15 protein-coding genes and 1 pseudogene are annotated in these 16,534 nt (G+C 71.0%); 3 read left to right on the top strand and 13 right to left on the bottom strand.

From position 1 onward, the window contains the following. Positions 1–29: 29 nt before the first annotated feature. Positions 30–1,010, bottom strand: coding sequence for a zinc-dependent alcohol dehydrogenase (locus ACFXC1_RS37380; protein WP_381251430.1), 981 nt, complete (start codon positions 1,008–1,010; stop codon positions 30–32). A 105-nt stretch (positions 1,011–1,115) separates the two neighbouring features. Here ACFXC1_RS37380 and ACFXC1_RS37375 point away from each other — a divergent pair, with 105 nt between their 5' ends. Continuing rightward, positions 1,116–1,886: a CDP-alcohol phosphatidyltransferase family protein gene (locus ACFXC1_RS37375; protein WP_381251428.1), complete on the top strand. Its 771-nt coding sequence runs from the start codon at positions 1,116–1,118 to the stop codon at positions 1,884–1,886. A gap of 96 nt (positions 1,887–1,982) precedes the next feature. On the opposite strand, the gene ACFXC1_RS37370 is transcribed toward ACFXC1_RS37375, so the two are convergent. The 6 genes from ACFXC1_RS37370 to ACFXC1_RS37345 form a co-directional block, all read right to left on the bottom strand. After that, on the bottom strand, positions 1,983–2,723 hold the full coding sequence (locus ACFXC1_RS37370; protein ID WP_381251426.1) for a YcnI family copper-binding membrane protein: 741 nt from the start codon (positions 2,721–2,723) through the stop codon (positions 1,983–1,985). A 39-nt stretch (positions 2,724–2,762) separates the two neighbouring features. Beyond that, complete coding sequence (locus ACFXC1_RS37365) at positions 2,763–3,359, bottom strand: hypothetical protein (protein ID WP_381251424.1); 597 nt, start codon at positions 3,357–3,359, stop codon at positions 2,763–2,765. A 146-nt stretch (positions 3,360–3,505) separates the two neighbouring features. Further along, positions 3,506–4,735 carry an MDR family MFS transporter gene (locus ACFXC1_RS37360; protein ID WP_381251422.1) on the bottom strand — a complete coding sequence of 410 codons (1,230 nt, stop codon included), beginning with the start codon at positions 4,733–4,735 and terminating at the stop codon, positions 3,506–3,508. Next, positions 4,732–6,498, bottom strand: coding sequence for an ABC transporter permease subunit (locus tag ACFXC1_RS37355; RefSeq protein ID WP_381251420.1), 1,767 nt, complete (start codon positions 6,496–6,498; stop codon positions 4,732–4,734). The genes ACFXC1_RS37360 and ACFXC1_RS37355 overlap by 4 nt, the downstream gene beginning before the upstream one ends. A gap of 3 nt (positions 6,499–6,501) precedes the next feature. Beyond that, complete coding sequence (locus tag ACFXC1_RS37350; RefSeq protein WP_381251418.1) at positions 6,502–8,028, bottom strand: ABC transporter substrate-binding protein; 1,527 nt, start codon at positions 8,026–8,028, stop codon at positions 6,502–6,504. Then, a complete protein-coding gene (locus tag ACFXC1_RS37345) occupies positions 8,025–8,561 on the bottom strand; it encodes a GNAT family N-acetyltransferase (RefSeq protein WP_381251416.1) in 537 nt (178 codons plus the stop codon). Before ACFXC1_RS37345 ends, ACFXC1_RS37350 begins: the two co-directional genes overlap by 4 nt. Positions 8,562–8,697: 136 nt before the next feature. Here ACFXC1_RS37345 and ACFXC1_RS37340 point away from each other — a divergent pair, with 136 nt between their 5' ends. Together ACFXC1_RS37340 and ACFXC1_RS37335 are read left to right on the top strand one after the other, a co-directional pair. Next, positions 8,698–9,645 (top strand): ATP-binding protein, encoded by a 948-nt coding sequence (locus ACFXC1_RS37340; RefSeq protein WP_381251414.1) that lies wholly within the window; start codon positions 8,698–8,700, stop codon positions 9,643–9,645. Positions 9,646–9,690: 45 nt separating this feature from the next. Further along, complete coding sequence (locus tag ACFXC1_RS37335; protein WP_381251412.1) at positions 9,691–10,083, top strand: SCO5389 family protein; 393 nt, start codon at positions 9,691–9,693, stop codon at positions 10,081–10,083. On the opposite strand, the gene ACFXC1_RS37330 is transcribed toward ACFXC1_RS37335, so the two are convergent. The 6 genes and pseudogenes from ACFXC1_RS37330 to ACFXC1_RS37305 form a co-directional block, all read right to left on the bottom strand. Beyond that, positions 10,070–10,912 (bottom strand): alpha/beta fold hydrolase, encoded by an 843-nt coding sequence (locus ACFXC1_RS37330; RefSeq protein WP_381251410.1) that lies wholly within the window; start codon positions 10,910–10,912, stop codon positions 10,070–10,072. The two genes, ACFXC1_RS37335 and ACFXC1_RS37330, sit on opposite strands and share 14 nt — an antisense overlap. A 125-nt stretch (positions 10,913–11,037) precedes the next feature. After that, a pseudogene (locus tag ACFXC1_RS37325) lies at positions 11,038–11,679 on the bottom strand (glycoside hydrolase family 16 protein); the annotation flags it as partial. A 130-nt stretch (positions 11,680–11,809) separates the two neighbouring features. Beyond that, positions 11,810–13,168, bottom strand: a complete 1,359-nt coding sequence (locus ACFXC1_RS37320; protein WP_381251408.1) for a GH1 family beta-glucosidase — start codon at positions 13,166–13,168, stop codon at positions 11,810–11,812. Between the two features lie 38 nt (positions 13,169–13,206). Next, positions 13,207–14,067, bottom strand: coding sequence for a carbohydrate ABC transporter permease (locus ACFXC1_RS37315; RefSeq protein ID WP_381251406.1), 861 nt, complete (start codon positions 14,065–14,067; stop codon positions 13,207–13,209). Next, entirely contained in the window at positions 14,060–15,055 is a 996-nt protein-coding gene (locus ACFXC1_RS37310; RefSeq protein WP_200716027.1) for a carbohydrate ABC transporter permease, read from the bottom strand. Before ACFXC1_RS37310 ends, ACFXC1_RS37315 begins: the two co-directional genes overlap by 8 nt. Before the next feature lie 8 nt (positions 15,056–15,063). Further along, positions 15,064–16,380, bottom strand: coding sequence for an ABC transporter substrate-binding protein (locus tag ACFXC1_RS37305; RefSeq protein WP_381251404.1), 1,317 nt, complete (start codon positions 16,378–16,380; stop codon positions 15,064–15,066). Positions 16,381–16,534 lie beyond the last annotated feature (154 nt).

Genomic DNA, 16,534 nt, shown 5'->3' with positions numbered 1-16,534 from the left:
CGCTCTTGTCGTACGGAATTGAACGGTTCTCAGCCGAAGTCGGTGTAGCGGACCCGGTGGCAGAGGGCCGGAATCTCCCCGGAGGCGAGCCTGGGCAGCAGGTCCGGCAACTCTTCGAAGTCGCTCTCCCCGGTGACCAACGCGTCCAGGGCGGGGTCGGCAAGCAGTTCGAGGGCGAGGGCGAGGCGGTCGGCGTAGCTGCGGTCGGCCCGGTTCGGGGAGACGGTGCCGACCTGGCTGCTGCGGATGACCAGGCGGCGGGAGTGGAAGGCCTCGCCGAGCGGGAGGCTCACCTTGCGGTCGCCGTACCAGCTCAGTTCGAGGACGGTGCCCTCGGGAGTGAGGAGGTCCAGCGCGCGGGCCAGGCCCTGTTCGGTGGCGCTGGCGTGCACGACGAGGTCGCAGTCGCCGAGTGCGTCCGCCGGGAGCGCGAATCCGACGCCGAGGGCCTCGGCGGTCTTGGCGCGCGCCGGGTCGGCGTCCACCAACTGGACGCGTACGCCCGGGAAGCGGGCCAGCAGCGCGGCCACCGAACACCCGACCATGCCGCCGCCGACCACCGCGATCCGGTCGCCGATCAGCGGCCTCGCGTCCCAGAGGGCGTTGACGGCGGTCTCCACGGTCCCGGCGAGGACGGCCCGCCCGGCCGGCACCGAGTCCGGTACGGGTGTCACGGCGCTCGCGGGGACGACGTAGCGCGTCTGGTGCGGGTAGAGGCAGAAGACGGTACGGCCGAGCAGCGCGGCCGGGCCCTCCTCCACCACGCCGACGTTGAGGTAGCCGTACTTGACCGGACCTGGGAAGTCGCCCTCTTGGAACGGTCCACGCATGGTCGCGTGCTGGCTCTCGGGGACGCCCCCGCGGAAGACCAGGGTCTCGGTTCCGCGGCTCACGCCCGACCACAGGGAACGGACCACCACCTCGTCCTCGGCGGGGTCCGGCAGAACGACGTCGCGTATCTCGCCGTGACCCGGTGCACCGATCCAAAACGCCCTGGCGGTGCGTTTCATCGGACTCCTCCTGAACGATCGGGAAGCTGTTCACGTACGGGTAACCACAGGCCGCGCACAGTACGCGGCGTTGATCGACTCTGTCATATGGCCGGAGGGTGTGCGGTGGCCCTGAACAACACATACGAAGCAAGGCTGGTCCAGCAGGAGACCGCTGTGGGAGCGGGCGTGCAGATCCTGTTGCTGGCGTTGCTCGGTACGGCGATCGGGATGGGCCCGGCGGGCTGGCTGACCGGACTGGCGTTCGCGATCGCCACCTGGGCGGTGCTCTCCCAGGCCCTGCACAAGACCCGGACGCGTAATTTCGGCCCGGCCAACCGGGTCACGCTGGGCCGCGCCATCCTGGTCGGCGGGGTGACCGCGCTGGTCGCGGACTCCTTCGAGAGCTCGCCCCCCGTCACCCTGCTGGTCGGCCTGACGGCGGTGGCCCTGATCCTGGACGGCGTCGACGGCAAGGTCGCCCGGCGCACGGGGACTTCGACCGCGCTGGGCGCGCGCTTCGACATGGAGGTCGACGCGTTCCTGATCCTCGTCCTCAGCGTGTACGTCTCGACGCAGCTCGGCCCGTGGGTCCTGCTGATCGGCGCCATGCGCTACGGGTTCGTGGCCGCCGCCCGCGTCTGGCTGTGGCTGAACGCCCCGCTGCCGCCCAGCACCGCCCGCAAGACGGTCGCCGCCACCCAGGGCATCCTCCTGCTGCTGGCCGGCTCGGACCTGCTCCCGCACACGGCCAACCTCGCCGTGGTGGCGCTCGCGCTCGGCACGCTGGTGTGGTCCTTCGGCCGCGACATCCTGTGGCTGTGGCGCACCTCCCGCACCGCCCTCGTCGAGGAGGCCCCGGCCGAGGAGAAAGTCCTCGAACTGGTTTCGCAGTAGCAGTAGCAGCAGCACCGGCCATACCGAAAGGGCCCGGACCACCAGGTGGTGGATCCGGGCCCTTCGGCGTTCCGTACTACCCGTAGTACTTCGGCGCTACGACCGCGGCGAGCGGCTGCGGACGACGGCGAAGGCGCCGGCCGCGAGGCCGAGCACGCCCACGATAAGCCCGGCGATACCGAGCCCGCGGGCGGTCGAGTCGCTGCTCGAACTCGACGAGGAGGCGGACGTCGTCTTCGTGGCGGTGGCCGCCGTGGAGGCCGAGGCGGCCGGGGTCCCGTCGCCGTCCGCGCTCTCCTTGGCGGTGAGCTTGAGGACGGGCGCCGGGTTCTCCGGCTCGTCGCCGCCGGTGCTCTCCTCGATCCAGCGCACCACATTGCCGTCCGAGTAGGTCTGGAGCGTCTTGAACGTCAACTGGTCGGCGTCCTCGGGCAGTTGACCGAAGGCGACGTTGAAGTCCTCGAACTGTCCGGCGCCGATCTTCCCGCCGGTCCAGGTGATCTCGGAGACGGCGTCGGTGATGGTGCCGTCGTCGGTCTTGACCGGTGTCTTGAGCTTGCTGGTGGTGACCTTCGCGGTCCAGCCGTTCTGCGGGGTGACCAGCACGCCGAGGACGGGGTGGTCAGTGGGCAGGAACACCTGGACCTTGGTGGTGCTGGCCTTGTCCTCCTCGTTGGGGACCCGGAAGGTGATGACCCCGTCCGTGGCTCCCTTGGCGTAGCTCTCGGGGTGGACGGTGACATGCGCGGAGGCGACGCCCGCGGCGGCCAGGACTCCGGCGGTGGCGAGCGCGGCGACGGTGCCTGCGCGGCGCAGGGTGGTGCGGTATGCGGACATGGTGAGGCGATCTCCGTACGGGAAAAGGAAGTTGGCTGTTCAGACCGGGTACGGGATCGGGGGCGGTGGCCCTCGGCGGCTGACCGCGTGCCGCAGGAGGAGCTGACGGAAGGGGGCCGCGTCGGCGCCGGTGCGGCCGGGGCCCACCGTGCGTGCGGGCAGGGGTGCGGCCCGCCACCAGGCCACCAGGCCGGGTACGAAGGCGACGGCCCAGCGCAGCAGCGACCACAGCGCGGCCTCCCCGCGCCGCAGCCACCAGGCCGCGACGAGGGCGGCGACGACGTGCGCGGCCAGGGCGTGCGGGGTCATGGCCTGCGCCTGCCGCATCGGGGCCATGGTGTCCCCCGACATGTGCGCCATCCCCGCCATCGCCATCCCGGCGCGGGGCCGCGCGAGGTCGAAGCCGAGGTGCAGCCCCGCCTGGGTGGCGAGCATGGCGGCACCGATACCGGGCATGGACCGTTCCCGCCCGCCCAGCAGGAACCCCATGCCGAACACGGCGAGGAACCCGGCGCCGTCCGCCCACAGCGGGGGCGTCGCACCGGTGGCGAGCCCGTGCCCGGCGGCAGCCAGCAGCACACACACCGCGGCGAACACCGCGGCGCGCAGGCTCCGTACCGCCGGGGATGCGCTCACGATGACGGATCCTCCCACGGGCCGCTGCCGCCGTTGCCGTCGATGGCTGTTTAGGGGGCAGCTCATATCTGGTTCATGGCTTGGTACGGCGGTGACGGGTGGGGCGTTCAGTGCGGGTGGGCGGACTCGTGCGCGGATTCGTCGATTTACCGGCATACGGCGGCCGGGGCGCCCGTGCGTGGCAACAGCGTGATCGCGGCGATCGGTACGGCGGCCAGCACCAGCCACGGAACGGCCGCGGGCAGTCCCGTGTCGAGGAGCGTGCCGGTGGCCGCGCCGCCGAGGAGGACGATCAGCCCGGAGACGGAGAACAGGGCCCCGGTGTAGAGACCGAGGCGCCGGGGCTCGGCGAGATCCGGGACCCAGGCGCGGGCGACGGGCGCGATGAGCATCTGGCCGAGGGTGAGCAGCACGACGAAGACGGTGGCGGGCAACAGCCCTGTCGTGCCGGTGAGTTGGGCGGGACGGGCCACCGCGACGGCCGCGAATCCTACGGCGATCAGCAGCAGCCCGGCCGCCATGGACCGGCGCGGGTCGAGCCGCTCCCCCGCCCACCGCGTGACCGGCAACTGCGCGGTCACCACCAGCAGCGAGGACAGCGCGAACAGCCAGGCCAGCGGCGCCTGCGAGCCCGCCGCCCGCTCGACCTCCTCGGGGAGGGCCAGATAGAGCTGGTTGTAGGCGAGGAGATAGGCGCCGTAGGCACAACACAGCGCCAGGAAGGGCCGGTTGCGCACGAGCGCCCGCACACCGCCCCTCTCCGTGACGCGCGTCCGCCCGGGGATGTGCTGGGGCAGCAGCCGGGCGTGCCCCGCGAGGACGAGCACGAAGATCCCGGCCCCGGCGAGACAGGTCGCCCGGAAGTCCACCGCGAGCAGCAGCGCACCCAGCAACGGTCCGACGAACGCGCCGACTTGACCCGCGACGGTGAACAGCGCGAGCACCCGCGCCCGTTGGCCGCCGCCCGCCTCCTCCCACGCGACGGCCTGCCGCGCGACCTCCGACTCCACAGCCGGTGAGAACAGCGCGGCGGCGAACCCGATGAGCAGTACGGCCCCGACGACCGCCCAGGTCCGTTCGGCATACCCGAGCCAGCCGAACCCGGCGATCCGCAGCACACACCCCGCGAGTACCACGGGCCGTACCCCGTACCGGTCGGCCAGCGCCCCGCCGACCACGAACAGCCCCTGCTGGCTGAAGGTCCGCAGCCCCAGCACCAGCCCGACGAGCCAGCCGGCCATGCCGATCACGTCCGCCAAGTGCTCGGCGAGAAACGGCAGCACGGCGAAGAAGCCGAGGTTGAAAGCGAGTTGGGTGAGGATCAGCAGCCGGAGCAGGGGCGGGAGCGGAGTCCGTACGACGGTCGCCGTGCTCACCGGACCGCCAACTTCCCTTGCCCCACGGCTCGTAGGCTGCCCGCCGCCGTCACCGCGAGGGCGCCGAGCAGGGCGAGTACGGCGGCGGGGGCGAGGACGGCCCAGGGGGCGCGCTCGGCGTAGGGCTGGTTCTCGGCTAGGAGCAATCCCCATTCCGGGGAGGGCGGTTGGACGCCGAGACCGAGGAACCCGAGCGAGGCGAGGGCCAGGGCGACACCGGGCAGACGGAGCAGCGCGTGCCGGGTGACGGGCGGCAGGACGGCGGGCAGCAGCGAACGGCGCAGGAGGTACCAACGGCCCGCGCCCAGGCCCCTGGTGGCGGTCACATGGAGAGTCGCGCGCTCCTGCCGCAGCAGTGCGGAGGTGTGCGCGGCGAGGGGAGTCCAGGCCAGGAGGGCGACGGCGAGTGCGGGCGTACCGCTCCCACTGCCGGCCACGGCGGTGACCAACAGGGCGGCGAGGACGGGCGGTACGGCGTTCACAGTGTCGGCGAGGGGTCCCGACAGCCGGGGCAGCAGTCCGAGCAGAACCCCGGTGACGAGTGCGGCGGCACTGATCCCGAGGGCGAGCAGCAGGGTGTCGACGGCTCCGTGGGCGATCCGCGCGAGGAGATCACGGCCGAGCGCGTCGGTGCCGAACGGGTGTGCCCAGGTGGGGTGTTGGAGACGCAGGCGGGTGTTGAGGGCGAGGGGATCGCGGGGCAGGCCGAGCGCGAGGACACCGAGGAGTAGGGCGCCGTACACAAGTGGCAGGATCCGCCGGGGTGTTGGGGCAGGTCCGTGGAGGGAGGGCAGGGCCCCGGCTCGCAGTGCCGGTCCGGCGAGGAGGCGGGTGGCGAGTTGGCTGACTCCGGCGGCGAGGGCGGCGAGCAGGAGGAGGGCGAGGGTGCCGGCCTGGAGGACGGGCAGGTCCTGAGCCAGGGCGGCCTGGAGGGTGGTGCGGCCGAGGCCGGGGATGTCGAAGACCTGCTCGACGGCGACGGCCCCGCCGGTCAGCCCGACGGCGAACAGTCCCAGGTTCGGCAGCAGTCCGGGCAGGCACCGTCGCACGGCGTGCCGGGCGATCCGCCGCCCGGACAGCCCGCGCGCGACGGCGGCCCGCGCCCACGGCTCGGCGAAGGCACCGGGCAGCAGATCGTCGAGCAGCCGCCCGAGCACGGCCCCGGCGGGCAGGCCGAGCGCGAGCGCGGGCAACACGGTCCACCGGGGCCCGTACCACCCGAGCGCGGGCAGCCAGCCCAACTGCACGCCTACGACGGTGGCGAGCACCGACGCGGTGAGGAACTCGGGGAGCGCGGCGAGGGCGGCGGAGCCGGTGCCGCCACCGGGACGATCGCCGCACTGCCGGCTGCCGCCGCCGGAGGGCCCCACCGCACGCCCGCCGCGCCGCAACGTGCCCGCGCACACCGCCCCGGCGGTCACCACGGCCACCGCGAGTGCTGAGGTCATCAACAGCAGGGACGCGCCCAGGGCTTGGAGCACTCCAGGCATGACTTCGGTGCCGGAGATCCACGAGCGGCCCGCGTCGCCGCGTGAGAGGCCGCCGAGCCACTGGGTGAGCAGGCGCAACGGGCCTTCGTCCAGGCCGAGTTGGGTGCGGATGGCGGTGAGGACCTCGGGGTCGGGGTCGCGTTCCGCCGAGCGTGCCTTGAGTAGGGTGAGCGCCGGGTCGGTGTGCGAGAGCCAGGGCAACAGGCCCACGGCGCAGACGAGTCCGGCCGCGAGAAGGGCGCGCCACAGCAGCGCGGTCGTGCGGTGCGGCATGGTTCAGCGCCGGGTTCCGGTGCCGACGAGGGTGCGCTCGTACGGGTCGAGGAGGACACCCTCCACGGAGCCGCCGACGCCGGTGACGACCCGCTGATGGACCAGCGGCACGACCGCGTCGGTGGCGAGGATCTCGGCCTCGGCGGCCATCGCGGCGCTCTGCCGCGCGGAGGTGTCGGCGGCCCCCTCGGCCTTCGCCACGGCCCGGTCGACGTCCTTGTCGCACAGCAGGGCCAGGTTGTAGCCGCCGTCGCAGGTGTAGTCGCCGGCGAGTACGGCGACCGGATCCCCGGTGTCCACCAGGGTGTTGCGGGCCGCGACGAACGCGTCGAACTTCCCGGCCAGCGCGTCGCTCTCGATCCGCGAGTACTCGCGCACCTCCAACTCGACCCGGAATCCGGCTCTTTCCAGCTGTTGCTTCAACACCTGGGCCGCTTCGGGCAGTTCGGGCCGGTTGTCGTACGTGGCGAGGGTGATCGACGTTCCGCCGGGCACCGCCGCCTTCGCCCGCCCGACCGGTTGTTGGCGCTTACCGGCGGCCCAGGTGACGGCGGGGCCGTAGATGCCCGTGCCCGCATCGGCGTGACCTTCGTAGACGTCCTTGGCCAGCGCGCCGGTGTCGACGGCCTCGCGGGCGGTGGCCCGGAGCTTCGGATCCTTGAACGGGCCTGTCCTGGTGTTGAGTTGGAGGCTCGTTGTGCGGGTCGTCGCGGTCTCGCGGCGAGTGGCCGTCCCGAGGGTCGCGGCCTGGGCGACGGGTATCGCCTCGGCCATGTCCACCTGCCCGGTGCGCAGCGCGTTGGTGCGGGCCGTGCCGTCGGCGATGAAGCGCGCGTCGATGCCGGAGGCGTGGGCGAGACCGCCCCAGTAGTCGTCGTAGCGGTCGAGGGTGGCGGCCGTGGAGCCGGTGACCTTCGTCAGTTCGAAGGGACCGGTGGCGGTGCCGACCGGGTCGACGCGGCCCTTCGCGTTCTCGTACGCCTTCGGGGAGAGGACCGCCAGGGCGGGACCGGCGAGCCGCAACGGCAGTACCGGATCAGGGGAGTCGGTGGTGACGCGTACCCGGTCGGCGCCCGCGGGCTCGGCGGTGAGGGTGACGCCGGAGAGCGCCGCGGGGGCGGGCTTCGCCTCGGTGGCGTGGGTGAGGGCGGCGGCCACGCGGGCCGGGGTGACGTCGGTGCCGTCCTGGAAGGTGGCCTCGCGCAGGGTGAACAGCCAGCTGCGGTCGCTCTCCCGCTGCCAGGACCGGGCCAGCGCGGGGGCGGCGGAGCCGTTGGCGTCCAGGGAGGTCAGGCCCTCGGTGACACCGAGCCGGCTGAGGATGGTGGCGTCGGCGCCGTACGGGGAGAGGTTCTCGGCGGGCGGGAACGCGAGGGCGACGCGCAGCCGGGAACCGGACTTCCCGGTCGGCTCCCCGCTCTCCTCACCGGCGGAGGCGAAGCAGCCGGTGAGCAGCGGGGCGAGGGCGAGCCCAACAAGCAGTCGGGCAGGGCGGGTTCGTCGGAATCGTCGGAATCGCATCGCGGTCATCGCTCCATCGCCAGTTCGAAGTGCACGATTCCCTGCCCGCCGGCCGGGTCGTCGCGCTCGTCGTGCACGACCTTGCCGAGCGACCGCCAGAAGGCCTCGGCGCCGGGCACGGCGGGGTCGGTGTGCAGATATGCGGCGCGGTAGCCGCCGTCGGCCGCGGCGAACGCGAGGAGTTCGGCGACGAGGTGCCGGGCGAGGCCGCGGCGGCGGTGCGCGGGACGGACGTAGACGCGGCGCAGTTGCGCGGTCGCGCCGGAGGGGTAGCGCTCGGCGAGGCCGCGCGGGTTCGGCGGGTGGACCGGTCCACGGGAGTCGAGCGCGGCGGTCGCGACGACCTGGCCGTCGGCCGGGTCGAGCGCCACGAGGAGGGTGTGGCGGGCCGGGGCCAGGTAGGCGGCGGCCGGGTCGACGATGTCGGCGTGCCAGCGGGGCACATAGCCGGTGGCGAAGTCTCGGTAGACGGTGTCGAGCATCACGGCACGCGCACCGTCGAGGTCGTCCGGGCCCGCCGCCCTGATGCAATAGTAAAGCACTTGCACATCATATGCATTAAGACTCCCATCCTTGATCACTCTCGTGATCGCTCTCGATTTGACAGCCCGGCGACCGACCCCTAAAACCTAGCCACATGACATTCATTTTCAAAACCGCGAAAGCGGCGGACCGGTAGTGCGCGTCGCGTTCGTCGGCAAGGGCGGCAGCGGAAAGACCACGCTCTCGGCCCTCTTCGCCCGCCAGCTGGCGCGCTCCGGCGCTCCCGTGCTCGCCATCGACGGCGACATCAACCAGCACCTGGCCGAGGCCCTGGCCCCCGGCACCGAGCCGGTCACCGCCCCGCCCCTGGCCGGCCGCCTGACCGAGCTCAAGGACTTCCTGCGCGGCAGCAACCCGCGCATCGCCTCCTCCGAAGCCATGATCAAGACCACCCCGCCGGGGCGCGGCTCACGCCTGCTACGGCTGCTCGGCGACGACGAGGTGCACGCCCGGCACGTGGTCCGGGCGGGTGACGTACCGCTGATGGCGACGGGCGAGTTCGCGGAGAGCGACCTCGGGGTGGCCTGCTACCACTCCAAACTCGGCGCGGTGGAGCTGTACTTGAACCACCTCGTCGACACCACTGGCGAGTACGTCGTGGTGGACATGACGGCGGGCGCCGACGCCTTCGCCTCGGGCCTGTTCACACGATTCGACCTCACCTTCCTGGTGGCCGAACCCACCCGCAAGGGCGTCTCCGTCTACCGCCAGTACCGGGACCACGCGCGGGAGTTCGGGATCCGGCTCGCCGTGATCGGCAACAAGGTGACCGGCGAGGACGACCTGCTCTTCCTCAAACAGGAGGTGGGCGACGACCTGTTGACCCACCTGGTCCACTCCCCCGCTGTCCGCGCCACCGAACAGGGCCGGTCGGAAGGCGAGTTGGAGCCGCACAACGCACACGCACTACGTCTGCTCCGGGAGGCCGTGGACTCCTGCCCCCGGGACTGGCCGACCCTGCACCGCCACGCCGTCGAGTTCCATCTGCGCAACGCGCGGGCCTGGGCGGACCGGGCGACGGGCCTGGACCTGGCCGCCCAGGTGGACCCGGGCTACGTACCGGGCCCGCCCGCACTCACCTGACGACCACCCCACCACACCCAACTACCCGACAGGACACCCCTTTTCATGTCTCTCGACGTCTCCCCGAAGCTCCTCGCCGAAGCCGAGCACGGTGACATCCGCGAGGCGGACTTCGTGGACACGGTCCGCGCGTCCCTGCCGTACGCCTACGACCTCGTCGCCGGCCTCGCCGCCGAACTCCACGACGGCACGGCCGACTTCACCGACAACCAGACCCCGCCGCCGTCCGAGAAGGAACGCGGCCAACTCCTGCGGGCGTTGGCCAGCGACGCGATCCGGGGCAGCCTGGAGCGCCACTTCGGGGTGGCCCTGGCCTTCCAGAACTGCCACCGGGTGGCGGCGTTCCGGCCGGCGGCGCGGGACGGCGAGACGTACGCCAGGTTCACTTCCCTGCGGTCCCAAGTGCTGAACCAGTCACCGGAGTTCAGGGACTGCTGACCGGCAGCACCAGCGCGACGAACCGCTCGGCGTCGTCCAGCCACGGCATGTGCCCGGCACCCGGCTGGATCAAGAACTCGGCGTTCGGGAACAGTTCCGCGTACCGGGCCATCACCTGCGGCGGCGCGGAGATGTCGAACTCCCCGGCGAGAACGCGCACCGGGGAGGCGAAGCCGGCCAGCGCCGCGCGGGTGTCGGCCGGACTGAAGGCGCCTTCGGCGGCGTAGAGGGCCGCGGCCTCCGCGTTCTTCTCCTTCGCGTCGGCCTCCTCGAAGGCTCGTGCCGTCTCGTCCCAACGGGCGTGGGCGAAGGGCGAGATGGCCTCCCAGGAGTCGGGCGTGGCCCGCCCGGCGGTGATCGCCTCCAGGGCGGCGAACGCGGGTCCGAACCACGGTTCGGACCCGCGCAGCCGCGCGACCCGCAGCCGGTCCTCGGCCGAGATCTGGATGCCGACCGCGTAGACACTGGGGGCGACCAGGGTCAGCCGGGCCACCCGGTCGGGGTGGCGGGCCGTGTACAGCGCGGCCAGATTCGCGCCGGCGGAGTGCGCGAGCAGGTCGATCCGCTCCAGGCCGAGGTGTTCGCGCAGGGCCTCGACGTCGTCCACGAGCCGGTCGCAGCGGTACGACGCCGGGTCCCGCGGCACCTCCGACGCGCCCGTGCCACGGAGGTCCAGCCGGATCAGCCGCCGATGGGCGGTCAGGCCGCCCAGGGTGCCGAGGTAGGCCGAGTCCCGCATCGGCCCACCGGGCAGGCAGACCAGGGGCGGGCCGTCGCCGGAGACATGCGCGGCGAGGCGGGTTCCGTCGGGTGCGGTGAAGGTCGGCATGGGCGTGAGCGTGTCAGGGGGCGGGATGTGCGGCAACTTGATTCCGGGGGGCGACTCATCCGGCCACCGGATTGCCGTGGGGCGAACGGGCCGGTCCGGTTCCGCGCTCCGGACCGGCCCAGCTCTCACTTCTTCTGTTCGACCCGCACCCAGTCCACCTCCGCCTGCACTCCCCCGGCCGCGACCTTGTCGACGCTCGACTGCGGCAAACCCCAGTACGGCGTGGTCACCTGGTTCCAGCCGGCCGGATACGCGCCGCCCAGGGCGTGGTTGAGGATGACGTACTGGTTGTGGTCGACGACCCATTGGCCGCGGGTCGATTCGAGTTTGTTGCGGGTGGTCTCCTGGACGAGGTTGTCGTCGACGTAGAAGCGCATCGCGGTCGGGGTCCATTCGGCGGCGTAGGTGTGCCCCTGGTCGATCGTGCCGGCGTTCGGGAAGGTCCGGCGGGCGCCGATGTTGCCGTCCGCCGAGTAACCGGGGCCATGCAGCGAGGTGCTGGTCCAGTTCGGGTAGCCGATGTTCTCCATGATGTCGGTCTCGCCGGAGGCCGGCCAGGACACCGACGGGTTGTCGACGTTGCTGCCGAGCAGCCAGAAGGCGGGCCAGAATCCCTCGCCGACCGGGAGTTTCATGCGGGCGCTGACCTTGCCGTACGTGAAGTCGAAGTGGGCGTTGGTGTCGATTCGGCCCGAGGTGAAGTCGTAGGTGCCGCCACCCGCCTGGGTGCAGCCCTTGCAGTACTTCGCCGCGAGGATCAACTCACCGCATGCGGGTCTCCTTGAGGGGCGGAACTCCTTCTTGGGGTGATCGAGATGACGTGCTCATGACATGCATGGGGTTGCTGTGCCCCGGTAGGCGCGGGCTCCCCGCCCGCACCCACCGGAGCGGTCTCGGTCAGGCCGCGCGCCGCGCCCGGCTGCGGTGGTCGCGGATGATCTCCGCGTACCGGTGGCCGGTGCCCTTGATCGTGCGGACCTGGGTGTCGTAGTCGACGTGGACCAGTCCAAAGCGCTTCTCGTAGCCGTAGGCCCACTCGAAGTTGTCGAGCAGCGACCAGGCGAAGTAGCCGGCCAGCGGGGCGCCCTTGCGGGCCGCCGAGGCGCAGGCGGCGAGGTGCTGGACCAGGTAGTCCTGGCGCTCCGGGTCGTCGACGGTGCCGTCGGGGCGTACGACGTCGGGGAACGCGGAGCCGTTCTCGGTGACGTAGATCCGGCGCGGGTCGTACTCCTCGGTGAGGCGCAGCAGCAGGGTCTCGATGCCGGAGGCGTCGATCTCCCAGTCCATGCCGGTGCGCGGGACGCCGAGGCGGCGGACGGCGCGGGTGTAGGGGGCGGGGCCGGTGGGGTCGTCCGCGACGGTCGCCGGGAAGTAGTAGTTCAGGCCCAGCCAGTCCAGCGGGGCGGCGATGGTCGCCAAGTCGCCCGGCTGTTCCGGGAGTTCGACGCCGTACGTCTCCACCATGTCGGCCGGGAAGCCGCGGCCGTGGACCGGGTCGAGCCACCAGCGGTTGACGTGGCCGTCTTGCCGGCGGGCGGCCTGGACGTCCTCGTCGCGGTCGCTGGCCGGGTACACCGTGGAGAGGTTGTTGACGATGCCGACCTGGGCGTTCGGGGCGGCGGCGCGGATCGCCCGGGCGGCGAGGCCGTGGCCGAGCAGCAGGTGGTACGAGGCGCGGACGGCAGCCGTTAGATCGGTCCAACCCGGGGCCATCTTGCCTTCGAGGTGGCCGATCCAGGCCGAGCAGGAGGGCTCGTTGAGGGTCGTCCAGTGGGTGACGCGGTCGCCGAGGCGTTCGGCGACGACCGAGGCGTACGCGGCGAAGTGCTCGGCGGTGGCGCGCTCGGGCCAGCCGCCGCGGTCCTGGAGCGCCTGGGGCAGGTCCCAGTGGTAGAGGGTGACGGACGGCGTGATGCCCGCCGCGAGCAGTCCGTCGACCAACTCGTCGTAGAACGCGAGGCCCTTGGGGTTCACCGGGCCGTCACCGCCGGGGAGCACCCGCGGCCAGGCGATCGACAACCGGTAGGCGTTGGCGCCGAGTTGGCGCATCAGGCCGATGTCCTCGCGCCAGCGGTGGTAGTGGTCGCAGGCGACGTCGCCGTTGTCGTCGTTGTCGATCTTGCCGGGGGTGTGCGAGAAGGTGTCCCAGATCGACGGCGAACGCCCGTCCTCGGCGACGGCTCCCTCGATCTGGTACGCCGCGGTGGCCGTGCCCCACAGGAAGTCGTGCGGGAGTGCGGCGAAGTCGATGGTCACTGAAGTCCCTTTACGGTCAGCGGAGTTGGTCGGGTCGGTCACTTGACGGCGCCCGCCGTCAGGCCGGCGACGAGGTAGCGCTGGAGCAGCAGGAAGCCGGCGACCACGGGCACGCTGACGACCAGCGATGCGGCCATGATCTGGTTCCAGTACACGTCGTTGAGCGTGGAGTAGCCCTGGAGTCCGACGGCCAGCGTGCGGGTGGCGTCGTTGGTCATGACGGAGGCGAAGAGGACCTCGCCCCACGCGGTCATGAAGGCGTAGACGGCGACCGCGACGATGCCGGGGATCGCGGCCGGTACGACGACCCGCAGCAGCGCGCCGAGCGGACCGCAGCCGTCCACCAGCGCCGCCTCGTCCAGGTCCTTCGGGACGGAGTCGAAGTAGCCGATCAGCATCCAGATGGAGAAGGGCAGCGAGAAGGTCAGATACGTCAGGATCAGGCCGCCGCGCGAGCCGAACAGGGCGATGCCCGTGGCGTTGCCGATGTTGACGTAGAGGAGGAACAGCGGGAGCAGGAACAGGATGCCCGGGAACATCTGGGTCGACAGGACGGTGACCGTGAAGACGCGCTTGCCGCGGAACTCGTAGCGGCTCACCGCGTACGCGGCGAAGACCGCGATGACCACCGAGCAGACCGTCGCGGCGACGGACACGATCAGCGAGTTCATGAAGTACTTCGCGAGCGGGACCGTCGACCAGATGTCGATGTACGGGCGGATCGTGAGCCCGCTCGGCAGCCAGCGGAACTTGCCCGTGACGTCCGAGAGCGGTTTCAGGGAGCTGGAGAGCATGACGTACACCGGCACCAGGACGAAGCCGGCGAGCAGGGTGAGGAAGATCCGCCGCGACCAGATGAAGGAGCGGGGCGGGGCCATGGGCGAGGTGGGGCTAGACATCGGCGGTTTTCCGTCCGCGTGAGGTGAACACGAGATACACGCCGGTGACGACGAGCAGGAACAGCAGCAGCAGGACCGACATCGCCGAGCCGGTGCCGAAGTTCCAGGTGACGAACGACGCCTGGTAGATGTGCACCGAGATGAGGTCCGCGGCCTCGGGGGCCGACCTGCCGAACAGGACGTACGGCGTGTTGAAGTCGTTGAACGTCCACAGGAACAGCACCAGGACCAGCACCTGGTTGACCGGGCGCAGTGACGGCAGGGTGATGCGGCGGATCTGCTGCAGGAGGCCGGCGCCGTCGATGGAGGCGGCCTCGTACAGCTCCTTGGGGATGTTCTGCAGGCCCGCCATCACGATGAGGAAGGCGAACGGCCAGCCCTTCCACACCGACACGATCAGCAGCGCGTAGAAGCTGTTGTCGCCGATCAGCCAGAACGACGGCTTGTCGGTGAGGTGCAGCTGGTCGTGCAGGACGTGGTTCACCAGGCCGTTGTCGTGCTGGAACATGAACACCCAGGTGATGACGGCCGCGTAGACGGGGAGCGCGTACGGGATGAGAAAGAGCGCTCTCAGAAAGCCGCGGCCGCGGAAGTTGTCCTGCATGTAGATCGCGGTGACCGTGCCGATCAGCCAGCAGAAGGCGACCGACAGCAGGGTGAAGCCGACGGTGACGAAGAAGGAGTGCAGGAGCGCCTTGCCGACGGGGGCGCTGAAGTCCACCGACACCTTGTAGTTGTCGAAGCCGGACCAGGGCGCGGTGCCCCAGTCGCGGATGTAGAACTGGGTGAGCTCCTTGAAGCTCATGACGATGCCGATGACCATCGGCACCAGGTGGACCAGGAGTTCGAGGATCAGCGCGGGCAGAAGCAGCAGGTAGGGCAGTCCGATACGGCGGATCCGTTCGCCGCGCCGCCGGCGCGGGCCGGGGGCCGCCGGGTCGGAAGGGTTCTTCCGCACGGCGGCCTCCGGGGTGACAGTGCTCGTCACAGTCGCACTCACTTCGCCGGCATCTGCTGCTGGGCCTTTTCGAGCTCCGCCTTGACGGAGGCGGTGGTGACCGCGCGTCCGGCGGCGGCGTCGGCGAACAGGTTCTTGACGGCCGTGCCGACCGCCGTCTCGAACTGCGATTCGTCCGCGACCTGCGGCAGCGCGGCGGCGCTGGTGGCAAGGGTGTTCTTCAGGACGGAGTTCGCCGGGGTGTTGAACGCCGTGTCCTCCTGCGCGGCCTTCACCGGCGGGATGGAGCTGTAGGCGGTGTTGAGGATCTTCTGCTCGGCGTCGCTCGTCATGAACTTCACGAACTTGGTGGAACCGTCCAGGTTGTTCGTGTTCTTGAAGACGGCGAGGTTGATGCCGGCCACCATCGAGTTCACCTGCGCGCCGGTGCCGGGGGTGCCGGACTGCACGGGTATCGGGGCGATGCCGTACGCGCTGTCGCTCATGCCCTGGGACTTGAGGTTGGCGGATGCGGACTGCCACATCAGCATCGCGGTCCTGCCCTTGGCGAAATCGCTGACGGACTGGTTCTGCGCGTACTCGGCGTTGCCGACCGGGATGACCTTGTCCTTGGCCATCAGGTCGACGTACTGCTTGACGGCGGCCACGACACCGTCGTTGGTGAAGTCGGCCTTGCCGTCGGCGGTGAAGAAGTCGGCGCCGTGCTGCTTGGCGAAGACGAAGGTGTGGTGGATGTTCTCGGAGACGTTGGCGCCCTCGGCACCGAGGACCTGCTTGCCCTTTGCCTCGATCTTCTTCCCGTCGGCGACCAACTCGGCCCAGGTGGCCGGGGGTTGGGCGATGCCTGCGTCGGCGAAGATCTGCTTGTTGTAGTAGAGCGCGTACGCCATCGAGTACAGCGGGACGGCGGCCGGGTCCTTGCCCACGGCGCCGGTGGAGCCGAGCGCGGAGTCGACGAAGCGGTCCTTGCCGCCGATCTTCGCGAAGTTGGCCGCGTTCCAGGGGAGGAAGGCACCGGTGGCCTGGAGGGAGGCGCTCCAGGTGTTGCCGATGTTCAGGACGTCGGGGCCCTGGCCTGAAGTCGTCGCGGTCAGGATGCGGTTGAGCAGGTCGGACCAGGGCACGACCTCCAGCTTCACCGTGATGCCGGTCTGCTTCTTGAACTTGTCGAGCTCGGGCTGCAGGACCTTCTTGTCGATCGCGATGCTGGCGCCCTGGTTGGAGGCCCAGTAGGTGAGCGTCTTGGGCGAGTCGTTGGATCCCCCACCCGTGGACGAACCGCCTCCGCAGGCCGTGGCCGCAAGGGCGAGTGACATGGTGACGGCGCCTACGGCCGCGGCTCGGATGCTGCGCATACTCCGGGTGTCCCTTCAGGGAATGCACTCACGACTTAATTTAGGACGTGAGTTAAACCTCGGAAGGCAGAGGCGTCAAGAGTTTGGACGCCACTCGTCGAACTCGGTCGTACCTCTTGACGACCGCGTTCACGGCCCTGAAGCATTCCCCCGC

The sequence above is a fragment of the Streptomyces hokutonensis genome (genome assembly GCF_042751305.1).
Classification (GTDB): Bacteria; Actinomycetota; Actinomycetes; order Streptomycetales; family Streptomycetaceae; genus Streptomyces; species Streptomyces hokutonensis_A.
This window is presented reverse-complemented; position numbering and strand designations above follow the sequence as displayed.